Here is a 22,201-nt window from a genome sequence, read left to right on the forward strand (position 1 = left end):
TGCGACTGCTTCAGGTTGTTTTGCTCTTGGCTGTAAAGGAATCTTTTCTCAGTCGGGGCTTGTGATAATCTGACCGGATGGGAACAGCAAAAGCACGGACACATAAAGCGGTACTCTTCTGTAAACGCGCCTTTATCTGGGGCGTTTTGGGGGTGATTCTCTGTGGGGGAGCGCTGGTTGTCTTTCGTGTGCCTCTGGTGCAATGGGGGCTGGAGCAGGTGGCTCTGCAGGCGAAAGTTCCCGCTTTTTCAGTTCGTGTTACAGATATAGATTTTGATCGTGTGGCAGTGGAAAATATCTCTGTGGGGAAGGCGGAAGAGTTTTCGCTCAAAAGCCTTGTGATGGAGTTTGATCTGCTGGACTTGTGGCGCGGAGGAACTCTGCGGCTGGTGACGGAGGGGTTACGCCTTAACCTTGACCTGACGGGAAAACAGCCTCTTTTGGGGTCGCTGGCCTCCTTGTTTGTGACAGCGGAAAATCCGGAAGCTGCAACGCGTATTTCTCTGCCCTTTCAGCCAGAAGTGCACCTGAGTGACGGAGCACTGCAAATCCTTTCACAGCAGGGTCTGGTAACCATGCCTTTTGCCGCAGAGTTTGTTGGAACCACGGCACAAGACCTTCAGGGCTGGCTGAATTTTCTGGGGGGGGATTTTGCCGGACATCAACCGGAACGGTTGGATCTGGGTATGATCTTTTCTTCCTCGGATCTTCAGGTGGATTGGGATGTTTCCTGGCGAGAACTGGGGCTTCAGGGCGAGGGAGCTGCTGCTCTCTTTCTTGATGTGCCCGGGCATAATACAGCGGGTGCCAGCTGGAATATCAGTGGAAATCTGATGGGGGAAATACCGCTTGCTCTGTTCGCAGAGGCAATTCCGGAAAGTGGCAAGATCCGCTCTGCATCTGCAACGGTTGAAATGGATGGTGAGGGCGTTATTCCGATCAGCGGTGAGCAGCCGCAACAGTGGCAGGAAGCGATAGTCCCGCTTCTGGAGGGAATAGAGCGGGCGCGTGCTTCTTTGGCTGCACGGGTTCAAACCAGGGTTCAGTTGAAAGAAGGCGGGCTTTTGCTCGGGGATATGCCGCTTGTGTTTACAGCTGACCGGAAGCACTTCCAGATCGGGCTGTCGCAAAGGGCCTCGTTTGATTTTTCTGATTTTGCAAAGATGCCTTTATCTCCTGAGGTCAGGGATATTTTAGGCGCCAAGGCCAGAGTGGAAATCAGAAAAGAAGATACGCTCTTGCTGGTGCCGCTTCGGGGTGAGGGGCAAAGTATAGGGCATTTTTCCGGAAGATTTATCGGGCGGGATGGTTTTTCTCTCGGTTTTCAGGCGGACGGGGCCGGGAGATATAGCCTTGCAGAACGTGAGCTGGTTGACCCCTCCGCTGAAATCGAGATTACGGGGGATGCGTTTTCAATAGCAAGAGCTGGTGGTGGAAAGATAAACGGGCGAGGGTTAAAGGTGAAGCTTTCTGCTGCCCCGACAGATGCAATCGAAGGGGATAGCAATAATGAATGGCAGGGAAAATGGCAGATAGCGCTTGCGGGAGGCGAATTCCGGGAGCCAAAGGCGCGAGCCAGCCTGTCCAGACTGGCGCTTGAGGGCGATTATGTTTTTGGACCTGAACTGTCCTTTTCAGAAACCCGCGGGAGTTTGCTGTTTGATACTTTCGTTCTGTCTGATCTGGTCGAGTTACAAAAGCCTGCGCGTGTGGATCTGCAGGACCTTTCGCTTTCTCTCGATCTTCAGGCGAGGCCAGATGCCTCCTTGCGGTTCCCCAGTGTCTTGGTATCTGCTGCGATAAAGGATCTTGGCTTGAAGGTACTTGCCGATCCGCAGGAAGTCGTACTGTCAGGAATTGGACTGAAGCTTCAGGGGGATGTAACTGGACAGTGGGTCGCAATGTTTTCCAGTAAAGAAGTCACTGCGCCTGTACTGCAGGCGCAGATCAGAAATCTGCAGGGGCAGATGTCGACAGATCTGTCCTCTGGTGATCCCAGCCGAGAGACTGGATCGCAGAATCTTGAGGAATTGCCATTTTCGGCAGAGGTGTCCGGGGGGCTTGAGAGTCTGGACCCGGATAGATATTTCCCATCCCTGGTATTCAGGGGCGGAAGCAGAGGCAATCTGAAAAATCTGAACATTTCGGGCTCCGTGGCGTTGAACGAAGGGGCGACACTGTTAAATGCTACCGGCGCGTTCTCGCCAGATACCGGAGACGGAGAATTCGACCTGACAGTGCCCAAATTACTTCTGCTTGAAGGAGGTCTGCAGCCTGAAACCTTTTCTCCCTTGCTCTCGGGTATCCGCGTTAATGATGGCAGTGTTAACGGGCAGGCCAATATCCGGATTTCCGGGGGTGTCCCCGACGGTGAGGGCTATCTGAACCTCGATCTGGCAGATAGCCTGGTGAACGGGTTTCCCATGAAAGGTTTTGAAGGGCGGTTTTTCTTTCATGGAATTTATACGCCGAGTTTGCCGCCCGGTCAGAGCATCCGGGTTGCCGAAATCGATGCCGGGGTGCCTGTGACCAACGTTGAGATGTTGTGGGGGGCCTTTCTCGAGGAAGGGGAGCCGATTGTTGAGTTGAGAAAAACCGGACTTGAGATTTCGGGGGGAGTACTGGCCCTGTCTCCTGGAAAAATTCCTGTAACAGGAGAACGCCAGAACCTTGAGTTACTGATTGAATCTCTTGATGTGAAGGAGCTGTTTGAACTGATCGGTCAGGACAACCTTGGGGGGACTGGACGCTTGTCAGGAAGTATTCCAATGATCATTGAGGGTGAAGATATCGCTGTCGGCCCGGGGCATCTTGCAACAGATGGTCCCGGTGTCCTGAATATCAGATCAGAGATAATTGCCGATGCCCTGTCTTCTGGGGGGGAGCAGGTTGAACTGCTGGTCGAAGCCCTGAAAGATTTCCACTATAGCGAACTCACTCTTGATATCGAGAAACCTTTCAATGGGGCCAGTGAGGTAAGACTTGGGATCAGTGGGGCCAATGAGAACGTGCTTGATGGCCATCCCTTCCGGATAAATGTTAATCTGGAAACCAGGATCGAGCCTTTGCTTGCGGCGCTGTTACAAGGGCAGAAAATTTCCCAGGGACTGGTTTCCGGCTTTTTCAAACGTCCCTGATCTAGTTGATGTTTTGCCAGAAGATTTGCGCAAACATACAAATGCCTTTCCCTTGCCATATTTGAACGCCTATTCTTCTGTCAGAACGTTTTAGTCTGAACAGAGGATACAGCCTTGGTCTGCCTTCAGAGAGATATTTTTCACAAGCGTTATCTGCTTTTGTGCGCGATGGTAGTAGCCATACAGGCCTGTACCCCGACGGTTCAGGTGGCGGCACCAAAAGAGCCGATCACCATAAACCTCAACATCAAGCTTGATGCAGATGTCAGGGTTCGTCTGGAAGAAAAGGCGAAAGAAGATATCAACAACAATCCGAATCTGTTCTAGGTTGTGGCGCAGGAGATATAGATATGGTTCTACACGGCATGAAAATGTTGAGAGTTTTACTCGTTGCTTTGGCCTTCACATCAATCAGCGCAGCTTCCTGGGCACAGGATCTTGATGCCTTGCGCAGCAGCGGCGCGGTGGGCGAACGCTATGATGGTCTGGCTGTTGCCCGGGATGCTTCAGCGGCAAGCTTTGTCGCTTCGGTAAATGCCCAGCGGTCCAAGATCTATCAGGAACGGGCTGCGAAAGAAGGTGTCCCTGCCGAGCAGGTCGGGATGGTTTATGGCAAGGAGATCAGAGGTAAAGCCCCTGCTGGAACCTGGTTCCTGTTGCAGGATGGTTCCTGGGCTCAAAAATAGTCAGGCCAAGAGGTTGCTGGCATAACCATATGCCCGGAACTGTCCGCTGTGAATAAATTCAAAAGGCCCCGTTGATTGACGGGGCCTTTTTTATGATTTGCAGATCCGACTGTGTAATGCTGCGGTGCAGTATTAATTTGTGCCGTTTTTTCATATATATTTCTACATTAAAGAACTGGTGGAACTTATACTTTATTGCTGTCAGCCAGTATTTTGATTCTGTCTAATATTTAAAAAAACCTGTCGTTCATGGCGCATAGCTTTCCATTTTTTTCGGCCTAAATGAATTAGAAGAGGTCATTTTAACTGAACTTTGAAGACATAATGGAACAGGTAATTGGTAAAATGCCTGTATTTACCATCATTAATTCTAAGGTTAAGTATAAGTAGCCTCTTTAATAGAAATAAATACACCTTCCCGGGTTTTATTTGTCCCTCCTGCTTTTGCAGGAAAGTTCGGGAGAACAGAAGAGTTAAGCGCAGACGACGGACATGTCCAACTGCACTCTCTGTCTGGGTGTGATAACGGCAGTGAGGATTAACGCAGTGGATATTCATGAGTATCAGGCAAAGGCTCTGCTTTCCGACTTTGGGGTAAATATTCCCCAGGGTGGATTGGCGTATAGCCCGGAACAGGCCGCCTATCGTGCCCGCGAAATCGGTGGTGACAAGTGGGTGGTCAAGGCACAAATTCATTCCGGCGCACGCGGTAAAGCCGGGGGTGTGGTTTTCTGTGACAAGGAACAAGCGGTCTGGGATGCGGCAGACGAGCTGTTAGGCAAGCGTCTGGTAACCCATCAAACAGGGCCGAAAGGCAAGGGTGTCTATCGGCTCTATGTCGAAGAGGCGACCCACATCCGCAACGAAATCTATCTGGGTTTTGTCCTTGATCGCAGCAGCGACAGGATCCTGGTGGTTGCCTCGGCAGAAGGCGGGATGGAGATCGAGGAAATCTCGGCGAACAGACCGGGCTCGATTGTCCGGATGTCGGTTGAGCCTGCGGTTGGTATGCAGGCATTCCAGGCCCGGGAGATCGCTTTCTCTCTTGGCCTGCCGGGAAATCTGATCAACCAGATGGTCAAAACCATTATGGGCTGCTATCGCGCGTTCCGTGAACTGGATGCCACGATGGTCGAGATCAACCCGCTGGTGGTGACCGAGAGCGACGATATCATCGCGCTTGATGCGAAGATGACTTTTGACGACAACGCTTTGTTCCGTCGCCCGAATATTTCAGAACTGCGGGACAAGTCCCAAGAAGACCCGCGGGAGACCCGGGCGGCTGACCGGGGGCTTAGCTACGTTGGCCTTGAGGGCAATATCGGCTGCATGATCAACGGCGCGGGGCTGGCGATGGCAACCATGGACATGATCAGCCATGCTGGTGGTGAGCCGGCCAACTTCCTGGATATTGGCGGTGGTGCTTCCCCGGAACGGGTGGCCAAGGCATTCAATCTTGTTCTGGCGGATGAAAACGTCCAGGCAATCCTTGTGAACATCTTTGCCGGGATCAACCGGTGTGACTGGGTCGCTCAAGGGGTGGTTCAGGCGATCGAGAAGATTGATCTGAAGATCCCCCTCGTTGTGCGTCTTTCCGGCACCAATGTCGAGGAAGGTCGACGTATTCTGGAGCAGTGTCGTCAGAAGGTGATTACGGCTGACACTCTGGCAGAAGCAGCGGAAGCTGTGGTCGGGGCCTGGAAAAAAGCACAAGCAGGGCAGAGGGGATAGAACAATGGCTATTCTGATCAACGAAAAAACCCCTGTGATCGTGCAGGGGCTGACAGGAAATATCGGCTCCTTTCATGCAAAGGAAATGATTGAATACGGCACGAACGTTGTCGGCGGGGTAACGCCTGGCAAGGGTGGCCAGATGCATCTTGGTGTGCCGGTATTTAACTCGGTCCGCGAGGCGGTGCGCGAAACCGGGGCTGAAGCCAGTATCGTATTTGTTCCGCCGCCCTTTGCCGCGGATTCAATAATGGAAGCAGCAGATGCCGGGATCCGGACCTGTGTTTCCATTACCGATGGTATTCCGGTCCAGGACATGATTACGGTCAAACGCTATATGATGCGCTACAAGCGCGAGAACCGGATGTGTCTGACAGGGCCGAACTGTGCGGGCACGATCAGCCCGGGCAAGGCCATGCTGGGCATTATGCCCGGTCACATTTACAAGCCAGGCAAGGTCGGGATCATCGGGCGCTCAGGTACCCTTGGGTATGAGGCTGCATCACAGATGAAAGCCTTGGGTATCGGTATTTCAACGTCTGTTGGAATTGGAGGAGACCCGATTAACGGCAGTTCCTTTAAAGATATTCTGGAAAAATTCGAGGAAGACGACGAGACCGTCGCCGTCCTCATGATCGGTGAGATCGGCGGACCACAGGAGGCAGAGGCGGCGCAGTTTGCGAAAGAGAACATGCGTAAGCCTGTTGCAGCCTATATCGCCGGTTTGACGGCGCCCAAGGGGCGTCAGATGGGGCATGCGGGTGCGATTGTTACGGCATTTGGCGAAAGCGCGGGTGAAAAAGTAGAGATCCTGCGTCAGGCTGGTGTTCTGGTTGCACCCAACCCATCCGAAATGGGCTCGACAGTTGCCGAGCTCCTGACATCAGTCGGAGCATTCTAGCTTTAATTGATGTTCTTTTAGTCTGGGGAAATAACTTGAGGGCGTGTGACTGGTTCACACGCCCTTTTTTCTGTTCCGGCTCTGGTTTCCAGAAATAGATCGACCTCAAAGAGATAGGCGCGAAACAGATGGGGCGATTTTCTGAAAATCTGTCCACATGTTCTGCCCAACGCCGCCGTTGAAATAAACGTGTAATGCTTTTGTGCTCTTTGTCTGGGTAGTTATTATTTAAAAATCCAAAAGGGGTGCCGTGATGAAGGCAATAGAGGTAGAGATCAAGTTATTACTTCAGCCAGAGGAGCTGGCTGTCTTCCGACGTTCACCTTTCCTGAAAGATCTGACGCTTGGAAAAGCAACGTTACACCGTCTGTTAACCCGGTATTTCGATACAGCGGATCATGCACTTAAAGACAAGAAAATGACCTTCAGATTGCGTCGTGAAAGTGGCCAATGGGTGCAGACTGTCAAGAGCAAGGAGGCCGATGCCGGGATCGTAAAACAGCGTGCCGAGTTTACCGCCCCCTCTGTTACCGGCGAGCCGGATCTGGAATTGATCGAGGATAGAAAACTGCGAGCCAAGCTGGAAGGCCTGCTTCAGGAGCAGCCATTGGAAGAAATCTGTCTTTCTGATGTCCACCGGGTAATTCGACTGATTCAATACCGGGACAGCAAAATAGAAATGGCGATAGATACGGGGAGTATCCGGGCAAAAGATCAGAGCGAACAGATTTCTGAAATAGAACTGGAACTTCTGGAAGGGTGCTCGGAAGACATGCTTGATTTTGTTTCTCTGCTTCAGGAGCATTGTACCTTTGCCATTGGCACCAGCTCAAAGGCCAGTCGTGGATTCCATTTGGCGTGTCACGGATATGGTCTTGAGGAAAGCACAGCGGATTTGTTGCGTGATGTCAGCTTTAAAAAGAGCACTTCTGGCTGGGTAGTAGTACAGCAAGGGATTCTGGTCGGGATCAAACAGCTGCTGGAAAGCGTGTCGAGACTTCAGGGGGCAGAGAGCCAACAGGCGATGAACGGTGTTTCAGATGCTTTATCCCGGCTGTTGGTCAGTGTCATAGTTCTAAAGGAAATGTTCCCGAAGCAAATCAAGAAAAAGGCATTGAAGCGCGACTTGCTTTGGCTGCACCAGCTGTCTTGCTCGGTAGGGGACCTGGATTATCTGATCAATAAACGCGTACTGCCTCTGGTCGAGGAGAATGCAGAGTGCCTGGGGCTTTCTCAGTTGATCTCCCAGACCCAGGAACGCCGGGATCAGGCTTTGCGTGAACTCTGTGTTGCCGTGACCTCCAGCCGTTTCATCGAAATGGTAGTCTCACTTGAAAGACTGATCGGCATTAGCGAAGGGTCCAGAGAAGGGGAGCAGAAAATCAGCAAAAGCTATGGCGGGATTCTGGCCGATCGTCGCGCTGAAATTCTCTATGCCGTTCCTGGTGATGTTGCTTTGCTCTCCAGTGATATGCTGGATGCGATGAGGCGGGATGTTCAGTACCTGCGATACAGTACAGAATTCTTCCAGAGCCTGTGGCAGAAGAAAGACAAGAATGACTTCCGGCATCGGTGCCTCAAGCTGGAAAAAAACCTCGATCTATTCCATTCCCGTGAAACTCTGACTCAGTTGAAGGGAAGCCTGAAAAGCTTGGTCGAGGGCACTGAGCCCGAAGTCGGGCAATCAGATATTATGGAGACAGAGACTCTGAACAGAGGTGATGCTGCTTTGTCTGAGGCTGTTTCGCTTGTCGAAAAAAGCTATAAAGAGACGAGAAAAAAAGATATGGCGGCTCTGGATAAGGCATGGAGGAAATTTTCTACCTGTGAGCCATTCTGGAAAGAGTAAGGGCTGTTTAATGTCCAGAGTTGATGCTGTGCGTTTCGTCGCAATGCCTGGGTCAGTTTTTGTGACTTGAGAGTTACATAAAACCGCAACGTCATGCTGTTAAGGCTTTTAGGGCCAGGGTTTCTCTGTTTGCTCCATTTCGATGAGGTAAGAGAGAAACCATGGCCCTAATCAATTAATAAAGTGCCTGGCTGAAAATGACTGATCAAATGACAGTAAACCTCCTTGAAGTTCCTGTACTCCCCCAGACTGAAGGACTGGCCCGCTGTGAGCCGACGCCAGAGCATTCCAATGCAGCCCAGTGGTTGGAAAACAAGGACCCCAGGCGTTTTGTTAACCGGGAACTGTCATGGCTTGCCTTTAATTCACGTGTTCTGGAAGAGGCCAGTAATCGGCAGCATCCCTTGCTGGAGCGGTTACGTTTTGTTTCGATCTCGGCCAATAATCTTGACGAGTTTTACATGGTTCGGGCTGCTGGTCTGAAGGGGCAGGTGGCTGCTGGTGTGACCAAGCTTAGTCTTGACGGCCTGACGCCAGAAGAGCAGCTGACGGCGATTTCAAGGGGTGCACGTTCTTTGATGGAGCAGCAGCAAAGGACTCTGCTGGAAATTTTGGCGAACCTGCGGGAAGAACAGGTTTTTCTACTTGATCAGGACGAATTGACCGATCAGGAGATTATCTGGCTCAGAGAATGGTTCAAAACCCAGGTTTATCCGGCATTGACGCCGCTGGCTGTTGATCCGGCGCATCCGTTTCCCTTCATCCCGAACAAGGGGCTTGTGCTGGCGCTGGAGCTTTTGCGCACCAAGGACAGTCATATTCATAATGGCCTGATTCCGATCCCCCACAACATCAAGCGCTTTGTAAGACTACCGGGGGATGACACCCGCTTTATTGCGCTTGAAACAGTGATCAGGCTGTTTCTTGACAAGATTTTTCCCGGCTTTGAGCTGTTGGGGGATGGTCTCTTCCGGATTATCCGGGATTCGGATGTAGAGGTGGATGAAGAAGCGGAAGATCTTGTTCGTACCTTTGAAACAATGTTACGCCGCCGCCGCCGTGGTTCGGTTATCCGCCTTCAGCTACATTCACGAATGTCGGAAGGCCTGCGGAGTTTTGTCACAAAACAGCTGCATGTAGAGGAAAGCGACGTTTTTGTTCTGGATGGTATGCTGGGGCTTTCGGATGTTTCACAGATGATCGTTTCGACACGGCACGATCTGTTGTTTGAAAGCTATACTCCGCGGTTTCCCGAGCGGATCAAGGATTTTGGTGGTGATTGTTTTGCTGCAATCCGGGCCAAGGATTTCATTGTTCACCATCCCTATGAAAGTTTTGACGTTGTTGTCCAGTTTCTCAAACAGGCAGCACATGATCCGGCTGTGATTGCGATCAAGCAGACACTCTATCGCACATCAAGCCAGTCTCCGATTGTCCGTGCCCTGATTGATGCCGCTGAGGCAGGGAAATCTGTTACGGCGCTGGTCGAGCTGAAGGCGCGTTTTGATGAGGCGGCGAATATACGCTGGGCCCGTGATCTGGAGCGCGCTGGCGTACAGGTGGTTTATGGATTTGTTGACCTGAAGACGCATTCAAAAATATCGATGGTTGTTCGTGATGAAGAAGAAGGTTTGAGTACCTATGTTCATTTTGGAACAGGCAACTATCACCCGATTACGGCAAAGATTTATACGGATTTGAGTTTCTTTACCTGCGATCCTGCGCTGGCCAGAGATGCGAGTTGCCTCTTTAACTATACGACCGGTTATGCCGCACCCGTGGGAATGGAAAAGCTGGAGTTCGCACCTGATACCTTGCGCCCGAGGATTATGACGGAAATTGCGGCAGAAATTGCGAATGCCAAAGCCGGAAAACCTGCAGCTATCTGGATCAAGGTGAACAGTCTGGTTGATCCGGCCATTATCGATGGTCTGTATGAGGCGGGAAATGCCGGGGTTGAAGTCCAGATTGTGGCGCGGGGGATCTGTTGCCTGAGAGCGGGAGTGCCCGGGCTTTCTGAAAACATTCATGTTCGCAGCGTAGTCGGGCGGTTTCTTGAACACAGTCGGATCTTCTGTTTTGGTAATGGAGATGATTTGCCATCGGCCAAGGCGAAGGTTTACATCTCTTCGGCTGATTTGATGCCGCGTAACCTGGATCGACGTGTTGAAGCTATGGTTCCGATTGAAAATGAAACCGTAAAGCGCCAGATTCTGGATCAGGTTATGTATGCCAACCTGCATGACGAAGCGCAAAGCTGGATCATGCAGCCGGATGGCTCTTTCAACCGTGTTGAACCGGTTGGACAGGGGTTTAGTGCCCATCGTTTTTTCATGACAAACCCCAGTTTGTCTGGTCGCGGGAAAGCCCTGAGAAAAGCCATGACCAAGCGCCACTGCAAAAAGTCATAAACTGTTCTCAGGCTTTTAGCCCAGTTCAAAAAATATTACCGGTAGTTCTCTTTGGTGATTATTTCTGGCGGGTACGTTGAATGGCCAGATCCCACCCCGCCAGATTGTGGTCTCGCACGGCAGCAGGCATGTCGGGGGTGAAGCGTTTTTGCAGATGCCAGTTCTGCCTGATGTCTTCCAGGGATTTGTAAATTCCGTGTTGTAACCCGGCGAGATATGCGGCACCGAGCGCTGTTGTTTCGCTGACTTCCGGGCGGTCGACGGACAGATCCAGCGTATCAGCGAGGAATTGCAGCAGCCAGTCATTGGTAACCATGCCGCCATCGACGCGAAGCTCTTTTGGCGTCAGGCCATCATCTGCCATTGCCTGGAACAGGTCCCGGGTCTGGTAACAGACAGCTTCAAGTGTTGCTCTGACGATCTCGGCAGGGCCGCTGTCCCGCGTCAGGCCAAAAATTGCACCGCGGGCATGGGGATCCCAGTACGGCGCGCCAAGTCCGGTAAAGGCAGGCACGAGGTATACGCCTTTGTTGTCGCTTAATGAGCTGGCAAGGGCTTCGGTTTCCGAGGCTGACTGGATGATTTTCAGGCCATCCCGGAGCCACTGTACCGCGGCTCCCGAAACAAAGATGGCGCCTTCGAGGGCATAGGAGGTCTGTCCTTTTACCCGATAGCCGATTGTTGTGAGCAAACGGTTTTTTGAGGCAAGGGGTTTGTCGCCTGTATTGAGCAGGACAAAGCAGCCGGTTCCATAGGTACTTTTGATCGCGCCTGGCTCAAAACAGGTTTGTCCAAAGCTGGCAGCCTGCTGATCTCCTGCGATCCCTTCAACAGGGATCGGATAGCCAAAAACTTCCGGGGCGGTTTGGCCAAAGCTTGCGGCAGAGTCTTTGACTTCCGGTAAAACTGAAGCAGGAATATTAAAAAGGGCCAGAAGTTCCTTGTCCCAGGTCAATTTGTGGATATCAAAAATCATGGTGCGCGAGGCGTTGGTCACATCCGTTGCATGAACTTTCCCTCCGGTCAGGTGCCACAAGAGAAAGGAATCAACCGTGCCAAAAGCCAGTTCTCCCTTTTCGGCCCGGGTCCGGGCTCCTTCGACATTGTCGAGGATCCAGGCGACCTTGGTCGCGGAAAAATAAGGATCGAGCAACAGGCCGGTGCGGGCCGTGACCAGCTCTTCGTGCCCGGCAGCTTTCAGCTCCGAGCAAAAGTCAGCCGTTCTGCGATCTTGCCAGACAATAGCGTTATAAACGGGTTTCCCGGTGACGCGATCCCAGACAATGGTGGTCTCGCGCTGGTTGGTGATGCCGATGGTGACAACCTCGGCGCCTTTTGCGTTGGCTTCCCTGAGAGCTTCGCGGCTGACGGCCAGCGTCGATGACCAGATGGTTTCCGGATCATGCTCAACCCAACCATCATTCGGATAAATCTGGGGGAATTCCTGTTGGGCCTTGGTCAGGCTTATACCGTTTGTGTCAAAGACGATCGCGCGGCTACTGGTCGTGCCTTGGTCGATGGAAAGGATGTATTTTTTGTCACTCATTAACTCTACCCCTTGGATTTTCAGCTTTACTTTCGTATGTTCGTTTACGAAAGTAAAGTGAACATCGGTTTCTTTTTGATGAGAAATTGGTAAAAAGAGAAATCATGAAGCTCCACTGTTGTCATGAACAGATGCAATCAAGCACAATCAGGCAGGGGGAGATCAGGATCAATCTGAAGAGGATGGCAGATGAATCTCAATAGTCTCAGTCGGCGGCAGCGCCAGATCCTGAAGCTGGCAAAGGATCAGGGGTTTGTGTCGATCGACGCCATGGCTCAGGATTTTGCTGTCACCACCCAGACCATTCGCCGTGATATCAACGAGCTTTGCGAAGCGAAATTTCTCAACCGTTTCCATGGTGGCGCAAGCTTCAGTTCATCTGTCCTCAATCTTGATTACAATCAGCGCAAAACCATCAATGCGGAAGAGAAAGAGGGTATAGCCCAGCTTGTGGCACAGGAAATTCCTGATAATGCCTCGCTCTTCATCAACATGGGAACAACTAATGAGTCGGTTGCCCAGGCCTTGATGCGTCATTCGGGGCTGCGTGTGATTACCAACAGTCTCAGCGTTGCTCATATCATGAGTTCGAATCCGAGTTTTGAAGTCATTGTTGCTGGCGGTGTGGTCCGCAGTCTTGACCGCAGCATTATTGGTGAAGCTACAATTGATTTTTTCCGCCAGTTCCGTGCTGATTACGGTGTGATTGCCGTCGGGGGAATTGACGAAGACGGAAGCCTGCTCGATTACAACTATGGTGGAGTTCGGGTTTCCCAGGCGATTATCGAAAATGCCCGCCATACCCTGTTGGTTGCCGATAGCAGCAAATTCGGCCGTAATGCTCTGGTTCGACTTGGGCATCTGTCACAAATCGATACACTGGTTACGGATTGCCTGCCTAAAGGGCCCCTTGCGGCTGTTGTGAAGTCGCTGGAGATCGAGGTTCTGACCAAGCCAAAACTGGTTCAGCCAAAAGACTGATCGAGTTTCCAGCGTAGAGATAAACTGACAGCCATTTTTTGTCGGGGCTTCTGCCAGAGTGATTTCTGGTTACGATTTTGGATTCTGTTTGATCCTTCCTGTTTTGCTATCTGTTGAAATTCAGTTTCGAAAAAACTGAACGCAGTTCCTGATTCGTAATGCAAAAATCGATTTTTTGTCCGGTGGCATGGCATAATTTGTTTATATCTAGGGATTTATTGTTGTTTTCCCTCTTGCTGAGTGCTGGAGTTTCCCGGCAAGGACCTTGCCTGTGGGGGTGAAAAATTTCTGTGTTTTTCATTAAATTTTCATTTATTAAAAAATATACTTGCGTTTAAGTTCAAAAGTGAACATTTATGAGGGCAAGAAGTTGTCTTATCAAACACGTAAGGAACAGAAAATGGCAGTTCGCGTCGCTATTAATGGTTTTGGCCGGATTGGTCGCCTGGTGCTTCGGGCCGTAATTGAATCCGGACGTGATGATATTGAAGTCGTTGCAATCAACGATCTGGCTTCGGCACAGGCAAATGCCCATCTGCTGAAATATGACTCGGTCCATGGAACCCTGCGCAAAGATATCAAAGCCGAAGATGGCGCGCTGATTATTGAAGGCAAGCGCATTGCTGTTCTCTCCGAACGCAATCCGGCTGATCTGCCCTGGGGCAAGCTGGGTGTTGATGTCGCCCTGGAATGTACCGGATTGTTTACCGATCGGGCCAAGGCTGCCGCCCATCTTGAGGCCGGTGCCAAGAAAGTGCTGATCTCTGCCCCTGGCAAGGATGCTGACCTGACGGTGGTTTATGGTGTGAACCACGACAAGATCAAACCTGAACACACAATCGTTTCAAATGCGTCCTGCACCACCAACTGTCTTGTGCCTGTTGCGCACGTGCTCAACCAGCTTGTCGGGCTGGAAGAAGGTTTTGTAACCACTGTTCATGCCTATACCGGTGACCAGAACACCGTCGATACAATGCATAGCGATCTGCGTCGTGCCCGTGCTGCGGCCCTTTCAATGATCCCGACATCTACCGGTGCAGCCAAAGCTGTTGGTCTGGTGCTGCCAGAGCTTTCCGGCAAACTGGATGGTACGTCGGTACGGGTGCCAGCGGCAAACGTATCCCTGATCGATCTGGTTTTTACGGCTGGCCGCGAAACAACTGCTGAAGAAATTAACCAGGCAATGCGCGTTGCTGCTGAAGGGCCCTTGAAAGGGGTGCTGGACGTTAATGACGAGCCACTGGTTTCCTGTGATTTTAACCACTCGCCTGCGAGTTCGACCTTTGATCTGACCCAAACCCAGCTTGTGGGCAAGCGGACAGTAAGGGTCTTGAGCTGGTACGACAACGAGTGGGGGTTCTCCAACCGTATGGTTGACACTGCTGTCGCCCTGGGGCTTAGCCTCTAGGTCTACTTGATCAGGAGGAGGTAGAGGGCCTCCTCCTGATCATTTTTTTTACAGCAGTATACGGGGAAACCACGAAAAGAATTTTATCAACTGGCACGCCGCAAGCGCGTGCCAGTCTGCGTATGTCAGGATGGCTTAGGCGGCTGGCAATGCTGTATGCAAGCGAGAGACAATGAGGACTGAAGACCTGTTCGACATCTTGGTTATTGGCGGCGGCATCAATGGTGTCGGTATTGCGCGGGATGCAGCCGGGCGAGGTTTAAAGACCCTGCTTTGCGAGAAAGATGATCTGGCAAGCTGGACTTCTTCTGCCAGTACCAAACTTATTCACGGCGGGTTACGGTATCTCGAACATTATGAATTTCGTCTGGTTCGAGAAGCTCTGAAAGAGCGTGAGGTCCTCCTGGCTTCTGCGCCCCATATCTCTTGGCCCCTTCGTTTTGTTCTTCCGCATAATAAAGATCTCCGTCCGGCCTGGCTCATTCGTCTGGGGCTGTTTCTTTATGATCATCTTGGCAAGAGGGAGCGGTTGCCCGGCTCCTGCGCGGTTGATCTGACCAGACATTGTGTTGGAACACCCCTGGTCGACAGCTTTACCAAGGGGTTTATCTATTCGGATGCCTGGGTACAGGATGCGCGCATGGTGGTATTGAATGCCATGGATGCTCGTAACCGTGGGGCGGAAATCCGGACACGCACGCGCTGTATCGGTGCAACACGCCTAAAAGATCATTGGGACGTCAGGCTGGTTGATGGTTTGACAGGCGAGACCTCGGTGGTTAGGGCAAAGCTGTTGGTCAATGCGGCCGGGCCTTGGATGCAAGCGCTGCTGACTGGCGAAATGGGTCTGAAGAGCGACAAAAGGCTTCGGCTGGTCAAGGGTAGTCATATTGTTGTGCCACGCCTGTTTGATCATGATCATGCCTATATTTTCCAGAACCACGATAAACGTATTGTCTTTGCTATTCCGTATGAAAATGACTTCACACTGATCGGAACGACAGATGTGGATCACGAAGGTGATCCCGCCGATGTTCAGATATCGCAAGAAGAGATTTCCTATCTTTGCCAGTCTGTAAGCAGCTACTTCAAGCGCCCGGTAAAGACCAAAGATGTTGTCTGGAGCTACGCCGGAGTTCGGCCTCTGTTCGACAACGGGGAATCCAATGCTTCCCAGACGACACGGGATTATGCGGTTGAACTGGTCGCCGAGCCGGGGAGTGCTCCGGCGCTTAATGTGCTTGGAGGCAAGCTGACGACATATCGTAAACTGGCTCAAGCATCGCTCAGCTTGATTTGCGGGGCTTTGGGCATCGCGGATAAAAGCTGGACGGCAGGTTCGGTCTTGCCTGGTGGGGATATCCCGGACGAGGATGTGAACCTCTATATCGGGCAGTTGATGACCAGGTTCCCTTGGTTGCCGGTTAAGCAGCTTGAACGGTACGTGAAAACCTATGGCACCAGAGTTGAACAGATCCTTGATGGGGCAACATGCCTTGAAGACCTGGGGGCTTGTCTTGAGGGAGATCTCTACACGGCCGAAGTCCGGTACCTCGTTGATGAGGAGTGGGCATTGACGGGTGAGGATATTCTCTGGCGGCGAACCAAGCTGGGTTTGCATCTTTCAGGGGGGGGTGCGGCTCGTCTGGATGATTTTCTGGTGGGCTACACCAAAAAGAAGTTGCAGCCAGTTGCGGGATTTTCACTTGCCTCATGAATGCGTTACGGAGTCTGCTTTGAAGTTGGCTGTTTTCATAAAAAGACTTCGCGAAAGATCAAGTTTTTGTAATCGAAAGCTGATATTGAACAGATTGCAGGATATACTCCTGCCTAGAAATAATAATAGAAAAGGTTGTTCGGGATGAAGCGCAAGCACCTCTGTAAGATTGTTGCCACACTCGGCCCGGCAAGTTCAGATAAAGAGACGATTGCTGCGCTCTTTAAATCGGGCGTGGATACTTTCCGTCTGAACTTTAGTCACGGGACACACGAAGATCACAAAAAGCGCTATGACCTGATCCGTGAAGTGGAGCAGGAAACCGGGCGACCAATTGCTGTCTTGATGGATTTGCAGGGACCGAAGCTGCGTGTTGGACGTTTTGCTGAAGGTTCGGCCGAGCTGAAAACCGGGGCAACTTTCCGTCTGGATATGAAGGACGAACTTGGTGATGCCACGCGAGCGACCTTGCCGCACAAGGAAATTTTTGACGCTATCGAAGCCGGAACCGATCTTCTGCTTGATGATGGTCGCATTCGGTTGCGGGTGCGTTCAGTCAAGGGCACGGAAGCAGAAACCGAGGTTGTTGTTGGTGGGGTTCTGTCAAACAACAAAGGCGTCAACGTACCTGGCGTTGTGTTGCCGCTGTCCGCGCTGACGGAAAAAGACCTCAAGGACATGGAATTCGGTCTTGAGCTTGGTTGTGACTGGTGTGCGCTTTCTTTCGTGCAACGCCCTGAGGATGTGATGGAAGCGCGCAAGCTGGTGAATGGCCGGGCGGGTGTCATGGCCAAGCTGGAAAAACCGTCGGCGATTGAACAGCTTGAGGCCATTGTGGCCCTGACCGATGCGGTTATGGTGGCCCGTGGCGACCTCGGGGTCGAGTTGCCTCCTGAAAACGTCCCGGTTTTGCAAAAACGGATTATCCGGATGTGCCGTGAACACGGCAAGCCCGTGATTGTTGCAACCCAGATGCTGGAAACCATGGTGACATCACCAACCCCGACGAGGGCGGAAGCTTCTGACGTGGCAACGGCGGTTTATGATGGTGCAGATGCCGTGATGTTGTCTGCTGAATCGGCCAGTGGTGCCTATCCGCTTGAAGCGGTTAGCATGATGAACCGGATTATTGAGACAATTGAACAGGACCCTCTGTATCTGAAGCTTATTCATGCCGATGAGCTGGAGCCAAACCCGACCGAAGCGGATGCAATCAGTGATGCAGCCAGCCAGGTTGCGGATCTGCTGGGCGCCAAGGCAATCGTAACCTTCACCACAACGGGTAGCACGGCCTTCCGGGCCGCGCGTTGTCGGCCCAAGACGCCGTTGCTTGGCCTGACGCCTGACCTGCGGGTTGCACGGCGGATGTCCCTGATTTGGGGCGTGCATTCCGTCAATACGCGGGATGTCAGCAGCTTTGCAGAAATGGTTGGGAAATCTACCAGGATTGCACGTCGAGAAGGCTTTTGTGAAAATGGCGACAAGGTCGTTGTAACGGCAGGCATTCCTTTTGGCACGCCGGGATCGACCAACAACCTTCGCATCGCCACAGTCGGTCAACATGAAAAGACTGATCGTAATGAGGCCTGATATATTTGGTCGATTAGGTGCAACAAGATGAAAAAAAACGGCTTCTTTTTGAGGCCGTTTTTTTGTTACAGGCGATTGAGAGGAACCTTGAGGTAATGATTGCCGTCGGCTTCGGCGGGGGGGAGATCTCCGGCGCGCATGTTTACCTGAATAGAGGGGATCAGGAGAGCTGGCATGGCGAGCTGTTTATCCCTTTCCGTGCGCATCTTGATGAAGTCATCGCGGGTGATGCCGCTGCGAATATGGAGGTTGTGCTGTTTTTGTTCAGAGACTGTTGTCTCCCAGGCAATCTTGCGACCATTGGGAGCATAGTCATGACAGGTGAAAAGCCGGGTGTTGTCAGGCAGTTTAAAAATTTTATGAATTGAATCGTACAGGGCACCGGCATCTCCCCCCGGAAAATCTGCCCTGGCGGTTCCAAAGTCTGGCATAAAAAGGGTATCCCCGACAAAAGCACAGTCGCCGATTATATAGGTTATGCAAGCTGGTGTGTGTCCGGGGGTGTGCAAGACCTGGCAGGGAATGGACCCCAGTTCAAAATTTTCGTGATCCGCGAAGAGATGATCAAACTGCTCACCGTTGGTCTGAAAGGCCGGTTCTGTGTTGTAGATAGTTTTGAAGGTTCGTTGAACAGCAGAAATCTGGTTGCCGACAGCCGTCGTTCCGCCAATCGTCTTTTTTAAAAAGGGTGCAGCAGAGATGTGATCGGCATGGACATGGGTTTCGAGAATCCATTGGCAAGACAGTTTTTTCTGCCGGATTTTCTGAACGATCGCCTCGGCACTTTCTGTCGAGGTTCTGCCTGCACTGGGGGCGTAATCAAGCGCGGAGTCAATAATGGCGCATTTCAAGCTTGTTGGATCCCAGACCAGATAGGAAAGGGTGTTACTGGCTTCGTGAAAAAAAGCTTCAATCTGGGGTGTCATTCCTGCCTCCGTCTTTCCCGGCATTATATCAATTGACAAAAATATAGCAAATTTGATATGTATTGATTTATGAATTTATCAGATATGCAAAAATCTGTAGGAAAAGCCAGTGCATTGCTGCGGGCTTTGGCCAATGAGCGACGACTGATGATCCTGTGCCAGCTGGTTGAAGGCGAAAAATCCGTAGGTGCGTTGGCTGAAAGTCTTGATATCGCCCAGGCAATGATTTCACAGCAACTCTCCATCTTGAGGAGGGAAGAACTGGTTTGTTTCCGACGTGAAGGGCAGTGCATTTATTACAGGCTCGACCACCCGGCAGCAGCAGGGATATTACAGGTCCTTTATGATAGCTACTGCCCGAAATAACTGTCAGGCCTGTGAGACACATTTTTATCAGGAGCGGAACTATGGAAAAGAAGATTGTATCTATCTCGCCACAGGATCTGAAGAAACGGCTGCAGGCTGAAGGGGTGGAGCTGATTGATGTTCGTGGCGAGCTAGAATTTGCGCAAGAACATATCAAGGGAGCCAGGCTGGTCCCGCTTGATAAAGTGGCCTCTTATGATTTTTCCGAAATTTCGGACAAAGCGGTTGTCTTCCTCTGCCGAAGCGGACAGCGAACCTCGATGGCCTCCGAGCTATTGAGCCTGACGCCTTTTAAAGAAATTATGCTTCTCGAAGGCGGTCTGATGGCGTGGATCTCGGCAGGTCTGCCGACAAGAAAATTAACAAAAGCCCCGATTGATATCATGCGGCAGGTGCAGGTTATTGCTGGCAGTCTTGTTTTGCTGGGGGTATTGTTGGGGCTTACTGTCCATTCCGGGTTTTTATTCATTGCCGCCTTTGTGGGGGCTGGCCTTGCGTTGGCAGGTTTGACCGGTTTTTGCGGAATGGCGCGAATTCTGGCAGTGATGCCCTGGAACAGGGTCACATCAGGTTAAAGAAAGCCCTTCCTGTAAAGTGTAATTTTTAATCTTTTCATAACCTACTGAGAGATAAAGTGGTTCGTTGATTAAAGCGCCTGTAGACAGGAAGGTGCATGGTGCCTTGCTTCGGGAGATTCGGGCATCATGCTTAAGATGAAGCTTGAAGAATGATCAAGAATATAGGCTGACGCCTGTTGTCCTTTTGAGTGATGATGAGAATTTCTCCTCTGATTTTCTTGGAGTGCTACGGGATACGGGCTTTCAGAATGTTTCCAGCTGCACGGGATCTCACGCTGATGAGAAGGCTGCTCCCGGCCTGCTGTTTTTTGACTCCCGAACCAAGCCTGGTCCGGCACGTGAACTGCTCAAACAGATTTTGGCCTTGTCATCTGCGCATCGTTGTCCGGTAATCTATCTGGATCGGGATTTTCAGCAGACAAACGTTGACGGATTTAATCCGGGCTGTGATGACGTCCTTCATTATCCCCAGTCTTTATATCGACTTGAAACCTGCTGTCAGACTCTTTTGCGGATGGCACGCGAGCGTCAAAAGTGGGATGAGAAAAAGCGGCAGCTTGAATCCGAACTGGAGAAAAAATCTGAAAAAGCTGATCAGGCTTTGATTTTGCTGCAGCAGGCAGAAAAGCGTTTGCTACAACAAAATCCCGGTCTGACGAGCCAGAACCAGGAGAGGAACAATATTGTTGCAGATATGAGCCATGAGCTGCGAACGCCGCTCAACGCCATCCTGGGTTTCTCGGAGATTATGAAAGAGCAGGCCTTTGGGGCTCTCGGGCATGAAAAATATCTTGGTTATGCCGGTGATATCCATAAAGCCAGCCAGCATTTGCTGGGTATTGTTAATGATGTACTCGATATCGCCAAGGCTGATTCCGAAGCCCCCGTCCTCGAACTTTCTGACGTGTCTGTGAAGGATGCGGTTTCTGATACCTTTCGGATGATGGCTGTTCTGGCCGAAGAGGCTGGAGTGGAACTTTCACTAAACATACCGGCTGATTTCCCGGACTTGAAGACTGACGAACGTCGCTTCAGGCAGGTTCTTACGAATCTTGTTTCTAATGCCGTAAAATTTACACGTCCAGGAGGGCGGGTATCGGTTGAGGGCATGTACAGCGATGAAGACGGGGCCATTTTGATGATTATACGGGATAATGGTATTGGAATGTCGCCAGCGGAACTCGCCATTGCTCTCACTCCCTATGGGCAAATAGAAAAAGCACAATCCAATACCCACGTCAGAGGAACCGGGCTTGGGCTGCCCGTATCCAAAAAAGCGGTAGAAGCCCTGGGCGGAGATTTTCACATTACCAGTGAACCGGGATTGGGAACGGCGGTTACCCTGAGATTTCCTTCTTACCTCGTGGTAGGTTGAGGTTTCCGGAGGATCTTAATTTTGAAGTTTTTTCTTGGGCTGCAAGCTCTGGATGTCTTTTTTTAAGTTCTCTTTTTCAGACACGGGATCAGCTTCCGTGCTGGAATCCAGATGCAGGGGACTGTTTTTGTTTTGCTCGGCTTGTGCTTGTTCAAGAGTCCGTAATGGCCTTGCAAGATAAGGGCTGGAAGTGACGGAATGAAAAGTTTTCATCATCTTATCCACAGATTTGTCCACAAGATGTGGTGTTGTGCCTGAATAGGTATACACAATTGAAGGTGAAATACCAAGAAATAAACGCAAAGATGGTGTGAAATTTATTTTTCAACCCTATGGGTGTGCTTCCGGAAGCTTTCATGGAAGGGGAGCAAATTTTAACGCCTGTAGACTTGACCGAAGGCGGTTCTCCCACCAAATATAACAAGAGTTGTGGGGCTGAATGATTCAGGCCATTGAAACAAGAACCGCCCTTTGGGGTTCTTTAAAGAGTTGAGCCTTGCTCTACCGAGGAGGTAACGATGTCGCGTTTGTCACTTTTTAACAGCCCTCTGATGCTCGGGTTTGAGCAATTTGAGCAGGCAGTTGATATGATTACGAAAACTGCTGCTGATGGTTATCCCCCGTACAATGTAGAAAAGATTGGTGAAAATCGAATTCGCATCACACTGGCTGTTGCGGGATTTGCACCTGAAGACATGCAGGTGCAAATCGAGAGTAACCAGCTTGTCATCCGCGGCAAGGCAAAATCAGATGATGACCGGATTTACCTCCATCGCGGAATCGCGGCGCGCCAGTTTCGCAGGGCCTTTGTTCTGGCAGATGGCATAGAGGTTCAGGATGCGACTTTGGACAATGGCCTGTTGCATATTGATCTGGAAAAGCCGCTTGTTGATGTCCCAATCAGGAGCATTGCAATTCAGACCGTGCAAAAGGCGCCTAAAAAAACGATAATTGAAGAAAATTGATACGCATTCCTTAAAAAAGCAAACGAGTTGATGC

At 51.1% G+C, this 22,201-nt stretch carries 18 protein-coding genes; 15 read left to right on the forward strand and 3 right to left on the reverse strand.

Features of this window, described 5'->3' with window-relative positions:
* Window positions 1-77 precede the first annotated feature (77 nt).
* From O4H49_RS12030 to O4H49_RS12060, 7 genes are all read left to right on the forward strand, one after another.
* Window positions 78-3,137 (forward strand): intermembrane phospholipid transport protein YdbH family protein, encoded by a 3,060-nt coding sequence (locus O4H49_RS12030; RefSeq protein WP_269423665.1) that lies wholly within the window; start codon window positions 78-80, stop codon window positions 3,135-3,137.
* Window positions 3,138-3,305: 168 nt separating this feature from the next.
* Window positions 3,306-3,464 carry a YnbE family lipoprotein gene (locus O4H49_RS12035; RefSeq protein WP_269423666.1) on the forward strand — a complete coding sequence of 53 codons (159 nt, stop codon included), beginning with the start codon at window positions 3,306-3,308 and terminating at the stop codon, window positions 3,462-3,464.
* Window positions 3,465-3,487: 23 nt separating this feature from the next.
* Window positions 3,488-3,823 (forward strand): YdbL family protein, encoded by a 336-nt coding sequence (locus O4H49_RS12040; RefSeq protein ID WP_269423667.1) that lies wholly within the window; start codon window positions 3,488-3,490, stop codon window positions 3,821-3,823.
* 546 nt (window positions 3,824-4,369) lie between these two features.
* Complete coding sequence (locus O4H49_RS12045; RefSeq protein ID WP_269423739.1) at window positions 4,370-5,554, forward strand: malate--CoA ligase subunit beta; 1,185 nt, start codon at window positions 4,370-4,372, stop codon at window positions 5,552-5,554.
* A 4-nt stretch (window positions 5,555-5,558) separates the two neighbouring features.
* On the forward strand, window positions 5,559-6,455 hold the full coding sequence (gene sucD / locus O4H49_RS12050; protein WP_269423668.1) for a succinate--CoA ligase subunit alpha: 897 nt from the start codon (window positions 5,559-5,561) through the stop codon (window positions 6,453-6,455).
* A 253-nt stretch (window positions 6,456-6,708) separates the two neighbouring features.
* Window positions 6,709-8,304 carry a CYTH and CHAD domain-containing protein gene (locus O4H49_RS12055; protein ID WP_269423669.1) on the forward strand — a complete coding sequence of 532 codons (1,596 nt, stop codon included), beginning with the start codon at window positions 6,709-6,711 and terminating at the stop codon, window positions 8,302-8,304.
* Between the two features lie 209 nt (window positions 8,305-8,513).
* The gene (locus O4H49_RS12060) at window positions 8,514-10,715 is read left to right on the forward strand and encodes an RNA degradosome polyphosphate kinase (protein ID WP_269423670.1); all 2,202 of its coding nucleotides are present in this window, start codon (window positions 8,514-8,516) and stop codon (window positions 10,713-10,715) included.
* A 58-nt stretch (window positions 10,716-10,773) separates the two neighbouring features.
* Here the strand turns inward: O4H49_RS12060 and glpK are convergent, their stop codons facing one another.
* Window positions 10,774-12,261 carry a glycerol kinase GlpK gene (glpK, locus tag O4H49_RS12065; protein WP_269423671.1) on the reverse strand — a complete coding sequence of 496 codons (1,488 nt, stop codon included), beginning with the start codon at window positions 12,259-12,261 and terminating at the stop codon, window positions 10,774-10,776.
* Between the two features lie 189 nt (window positions 12,262-12,450).
* Here glpK and O4H49_RS12070 point away from each other — a divergent pair, with 189 nt between their 5' ends.
* The 4 genes from O4H49_RS12070 to pyk all read left to right on the forward strand — a co-directional run bounded on the left by O4H49_RS12070 (window position 12,451) and on the right by pyk (window position 17,957).
* Complete coding sequence (locus O4H49_RS12070; RefSeq protein ID WP_269423672.1) at window positions 12,451-13,242, forward strand: DeoR/GlpR family DNA-binding transcription regulator; 792 nt, start codon at window positions 12,451-12,453, stop codon at window positions 13,240-13,242.
* A gap of 400 nt (window positions 13,243-13,642) precedes the next feature.
* Window positions 13,643-14,650 (forward strand): type I glyceraldehyde-3-phosphate dehydrogenase, encoded by a 1,008-nt coding sequence (gap, locus tag O4H49_RS12075; protein WP_269423673.1) that lies wholly within the window; start codon window positions 13,643-13,645, stop codon window positions 14,648-14,650.
* A gap of 172 nt (window positions 14,651-14,822) precedes the next feature.
* A complete protein-coding gene (glpD, locus tag O4H49_RS12080; RefSeq protein ID WP_269423674.1) occupies window positions 14,823-16,367 on the forward strand; it encodes a glycerol-3-phosphate dehydrogenase in 1,545 nt (514 codons plus the stop codon).
* Between the two features lie 144 nt (window positions 16,368-16,511).
* Complete coding sequence (gene pyk, locus O4H49_RS12085) at window positions 16,512-17,957, forward strand: pyruvate kinase (protein WP_269423675.1); 1,446 nt, start codon at window positions 16,512-16,514, stop codon at window positions 17,955-17,957.
* Window positions 17,958-18,022: 65 nt separating this feature from the next.
* Here the strand turns inward: pyk and O4H49_RS12090 are convergent, their stop codons facing one another.
* On the reverse strand, window positions 18,023-18,883 hold the full coding sequence (locus O4H49_RS12090) for an MBL fold metallo-hydrolase (protein WP_269423676.1): 861 nt from the start codon (window positions 18,881-18,883) through the stop codon (window positions 18,023-18,025).
* Between the two features lie 84 nt (window positions 18,884-18,967).
* On the opposite strand from O4H49_RS12090, the gene O4H49_RS12095 reads away from it, so the two are divergent.
* The 3 genes from O4H49_RS12095 (at window position 18,968) to O4H49_RS12105 (ending at window position 21,202) form a co-directional block, all read left to right on the forward strand.
* The gene (locus O4H49_RS12095; protein WP_269423677.1) at window positions 18,968-19,249 is read left to right on the forward strand and encodes an ArsR/SmtB family transcription factor; all 282 of its coding nucleotides are present in this window, start codon (window positions 18,968-18,970) and stop codon (window positions 19,247-19,249) included.
* A 41-nt stretch (window positions 19,250-19,290) separates the two neighbouring features.
* The gene (locus O4H49_RS12100) at window positions 19,291-19,824 is read left to right on the forward strand and encodes a rhodanese-like domain-containing protein (protein ID WP_269423678.1); all 534 of its coding nucleotides are present in this window, start codon (window positions 19,291-19,293) and stop codon (window positions 19,822-19,824) included.
* A gap of 145 nt (window positions 19,825-19,969) precedes the next feature.
* On the forward strand, window positions 19,970-21,202 hold the full coding sequence (locus tag O4H49_RS12105) for a sensor histidine kinase (protein WP_269423679.1): 1,233 nt from the start codon (window positions 19,970-19,972) through the stop codon (window positions 21,200-21,202).
* A gap of 15 nt (window positions 21,203-21,217) precedes the next feature.
* On the opposite strand, the gene O4H49_RS12110 is transcribed toward O4H49_RS12105, so the two are convergent.
* Window positions 21,218-21,427, reverse strand: coding sequence for a hypothetical protein (locus tag O4H49_RS12110; RefSeq protein WP_269423680.1), 210 nt, complete (start codon window positions 21,425-21,427; stop codon window positions 21,218-21,220).
* Between the two features lie 293 nt (window positions 21,428-21,720).
* Between O4H49_RS12110 and O4H49_RS12115 the strand changes: the two genes are divergently transcribed.
* On the forward strand, window positions 21,721-22,167 hold the full coding sequence (locus tag O4H49_RS12115; protein WP_269423681.1) for an Hsp20 family protein: 447 nt from the start codon (window positions 21,721-21,723) through the stop codon (window positions 22,165-22,167).
* The last annotated feature ends 34 nt before the right edge of the window (window positions 22,168-22,201 follow it).

This window comes from Kiloniella laminariae (assembly GCF_027214005.1).
Classification (GTDB): domain Bacteria; phylum Pseudomonadota; class Alphaproteobacteria; order Kiloniellales; family Kiloniellaceae; genus Kiloniella; species Kiloniella laminariae_A.

Coding starts and splice junctions, on each gene's coding strand:
- gap (WP_269423673.1), top strand. CDS start 13,643: ATGGCAGTTCGCGTCGCTATTAATGGTTTTGGCCGGATTGGTCGCCTG.
- glpK (WP_269423671.1), bottom strand. CDS start 12,261: ATGAGTGACAAAAAATACATCCTTTCCATCGACCAAGGCACGACCAGT.
- O4H49_RS12070 (WP_269423672.1), top strand. CDS start 12,451: ATGAATCTCAATAGTCTCAGTCGGCGGCAGCGCCAGATCCTGAAGCTG.
- glpD (WP_269423674.1), top strand. CDS start 14,823: ATGAGGACTGAAGACCTGTTCGACATCTTGGTTATTGGCGGCGGCATC.
- pyk (WP_269423675.1), top strand. CDS start 16,512: ATGAAGCGCAAGCACCTCTGTAAGATTGTTGCCACACTCGGCCCGGCA.
- O4H49_RS12095 (WP_269423677.1), top strand. CDS start 18,968: ATGCAAAAATCTGTAGGAAAAGCCAGTGCATTGCTGCGGGCTTTGGCC.
- O4H49_RS12030 (WP_269423665.1), top strand. CDS start 78: ATGGGAACAGCAAAAGCACGGACACATAAAGCGGTACTCTTCTGTAAA.
- O4H49_RS12040 (WP_269423667.1), top strand. CDS start 3,488: ATGGTTCTACACGGCATGAAAATGTTGAGAGTTTTACTCGTTGCTTTG.
- sucD (WP_269423668.1), top strand. CDS start 5,559: ATGGCTATTCTGATCAACGAAAAAACCCCTGTGATCGTGCAGGGGCTG.
- O4H49_RS12055 (WP_269423669.1), top strand. CDS start 6,709: ATGAAGGCAATAGAGGTAGAGATCAAGTTATTACTTCAGCCAGAGGAG.
- O4H49_RS12115 (WP_269423681.1), top strand. CDS start 21,721: ATGTCGCGTTTGTCACTTTTTAACAGCCCTCTGATGCTCGGGTTTGAG.
- O4H49_RS12060 (WP_269423670.1), top strand. CDS start 8,514: ATGACAGTAAACCTCCTTGAAGTTCCTGTACTCCCCCAGACTGAAGGA.
- O4H49_RS12090 (WP_269423676.1), bottom strand. CDS start 18,883: ATGACACCCCAGATTGAAGCTTTTTTTCACGAAGCCAGTAACACCCTT.
- O4H49_RS12035 (WP_269423666.1), top strand. CDS start 3,306: ATGGTAGTAGCCATACAGGCCTGTACCCCGACGGTTCAGGTGGCGGCA.
- O4H49_RS12100 (WP_269423678.1), top strand. CDS start 19,291: ATGGAAAAGAAGATTGTATCTATCTCGCCACAGGATCTGAAGAAACGG.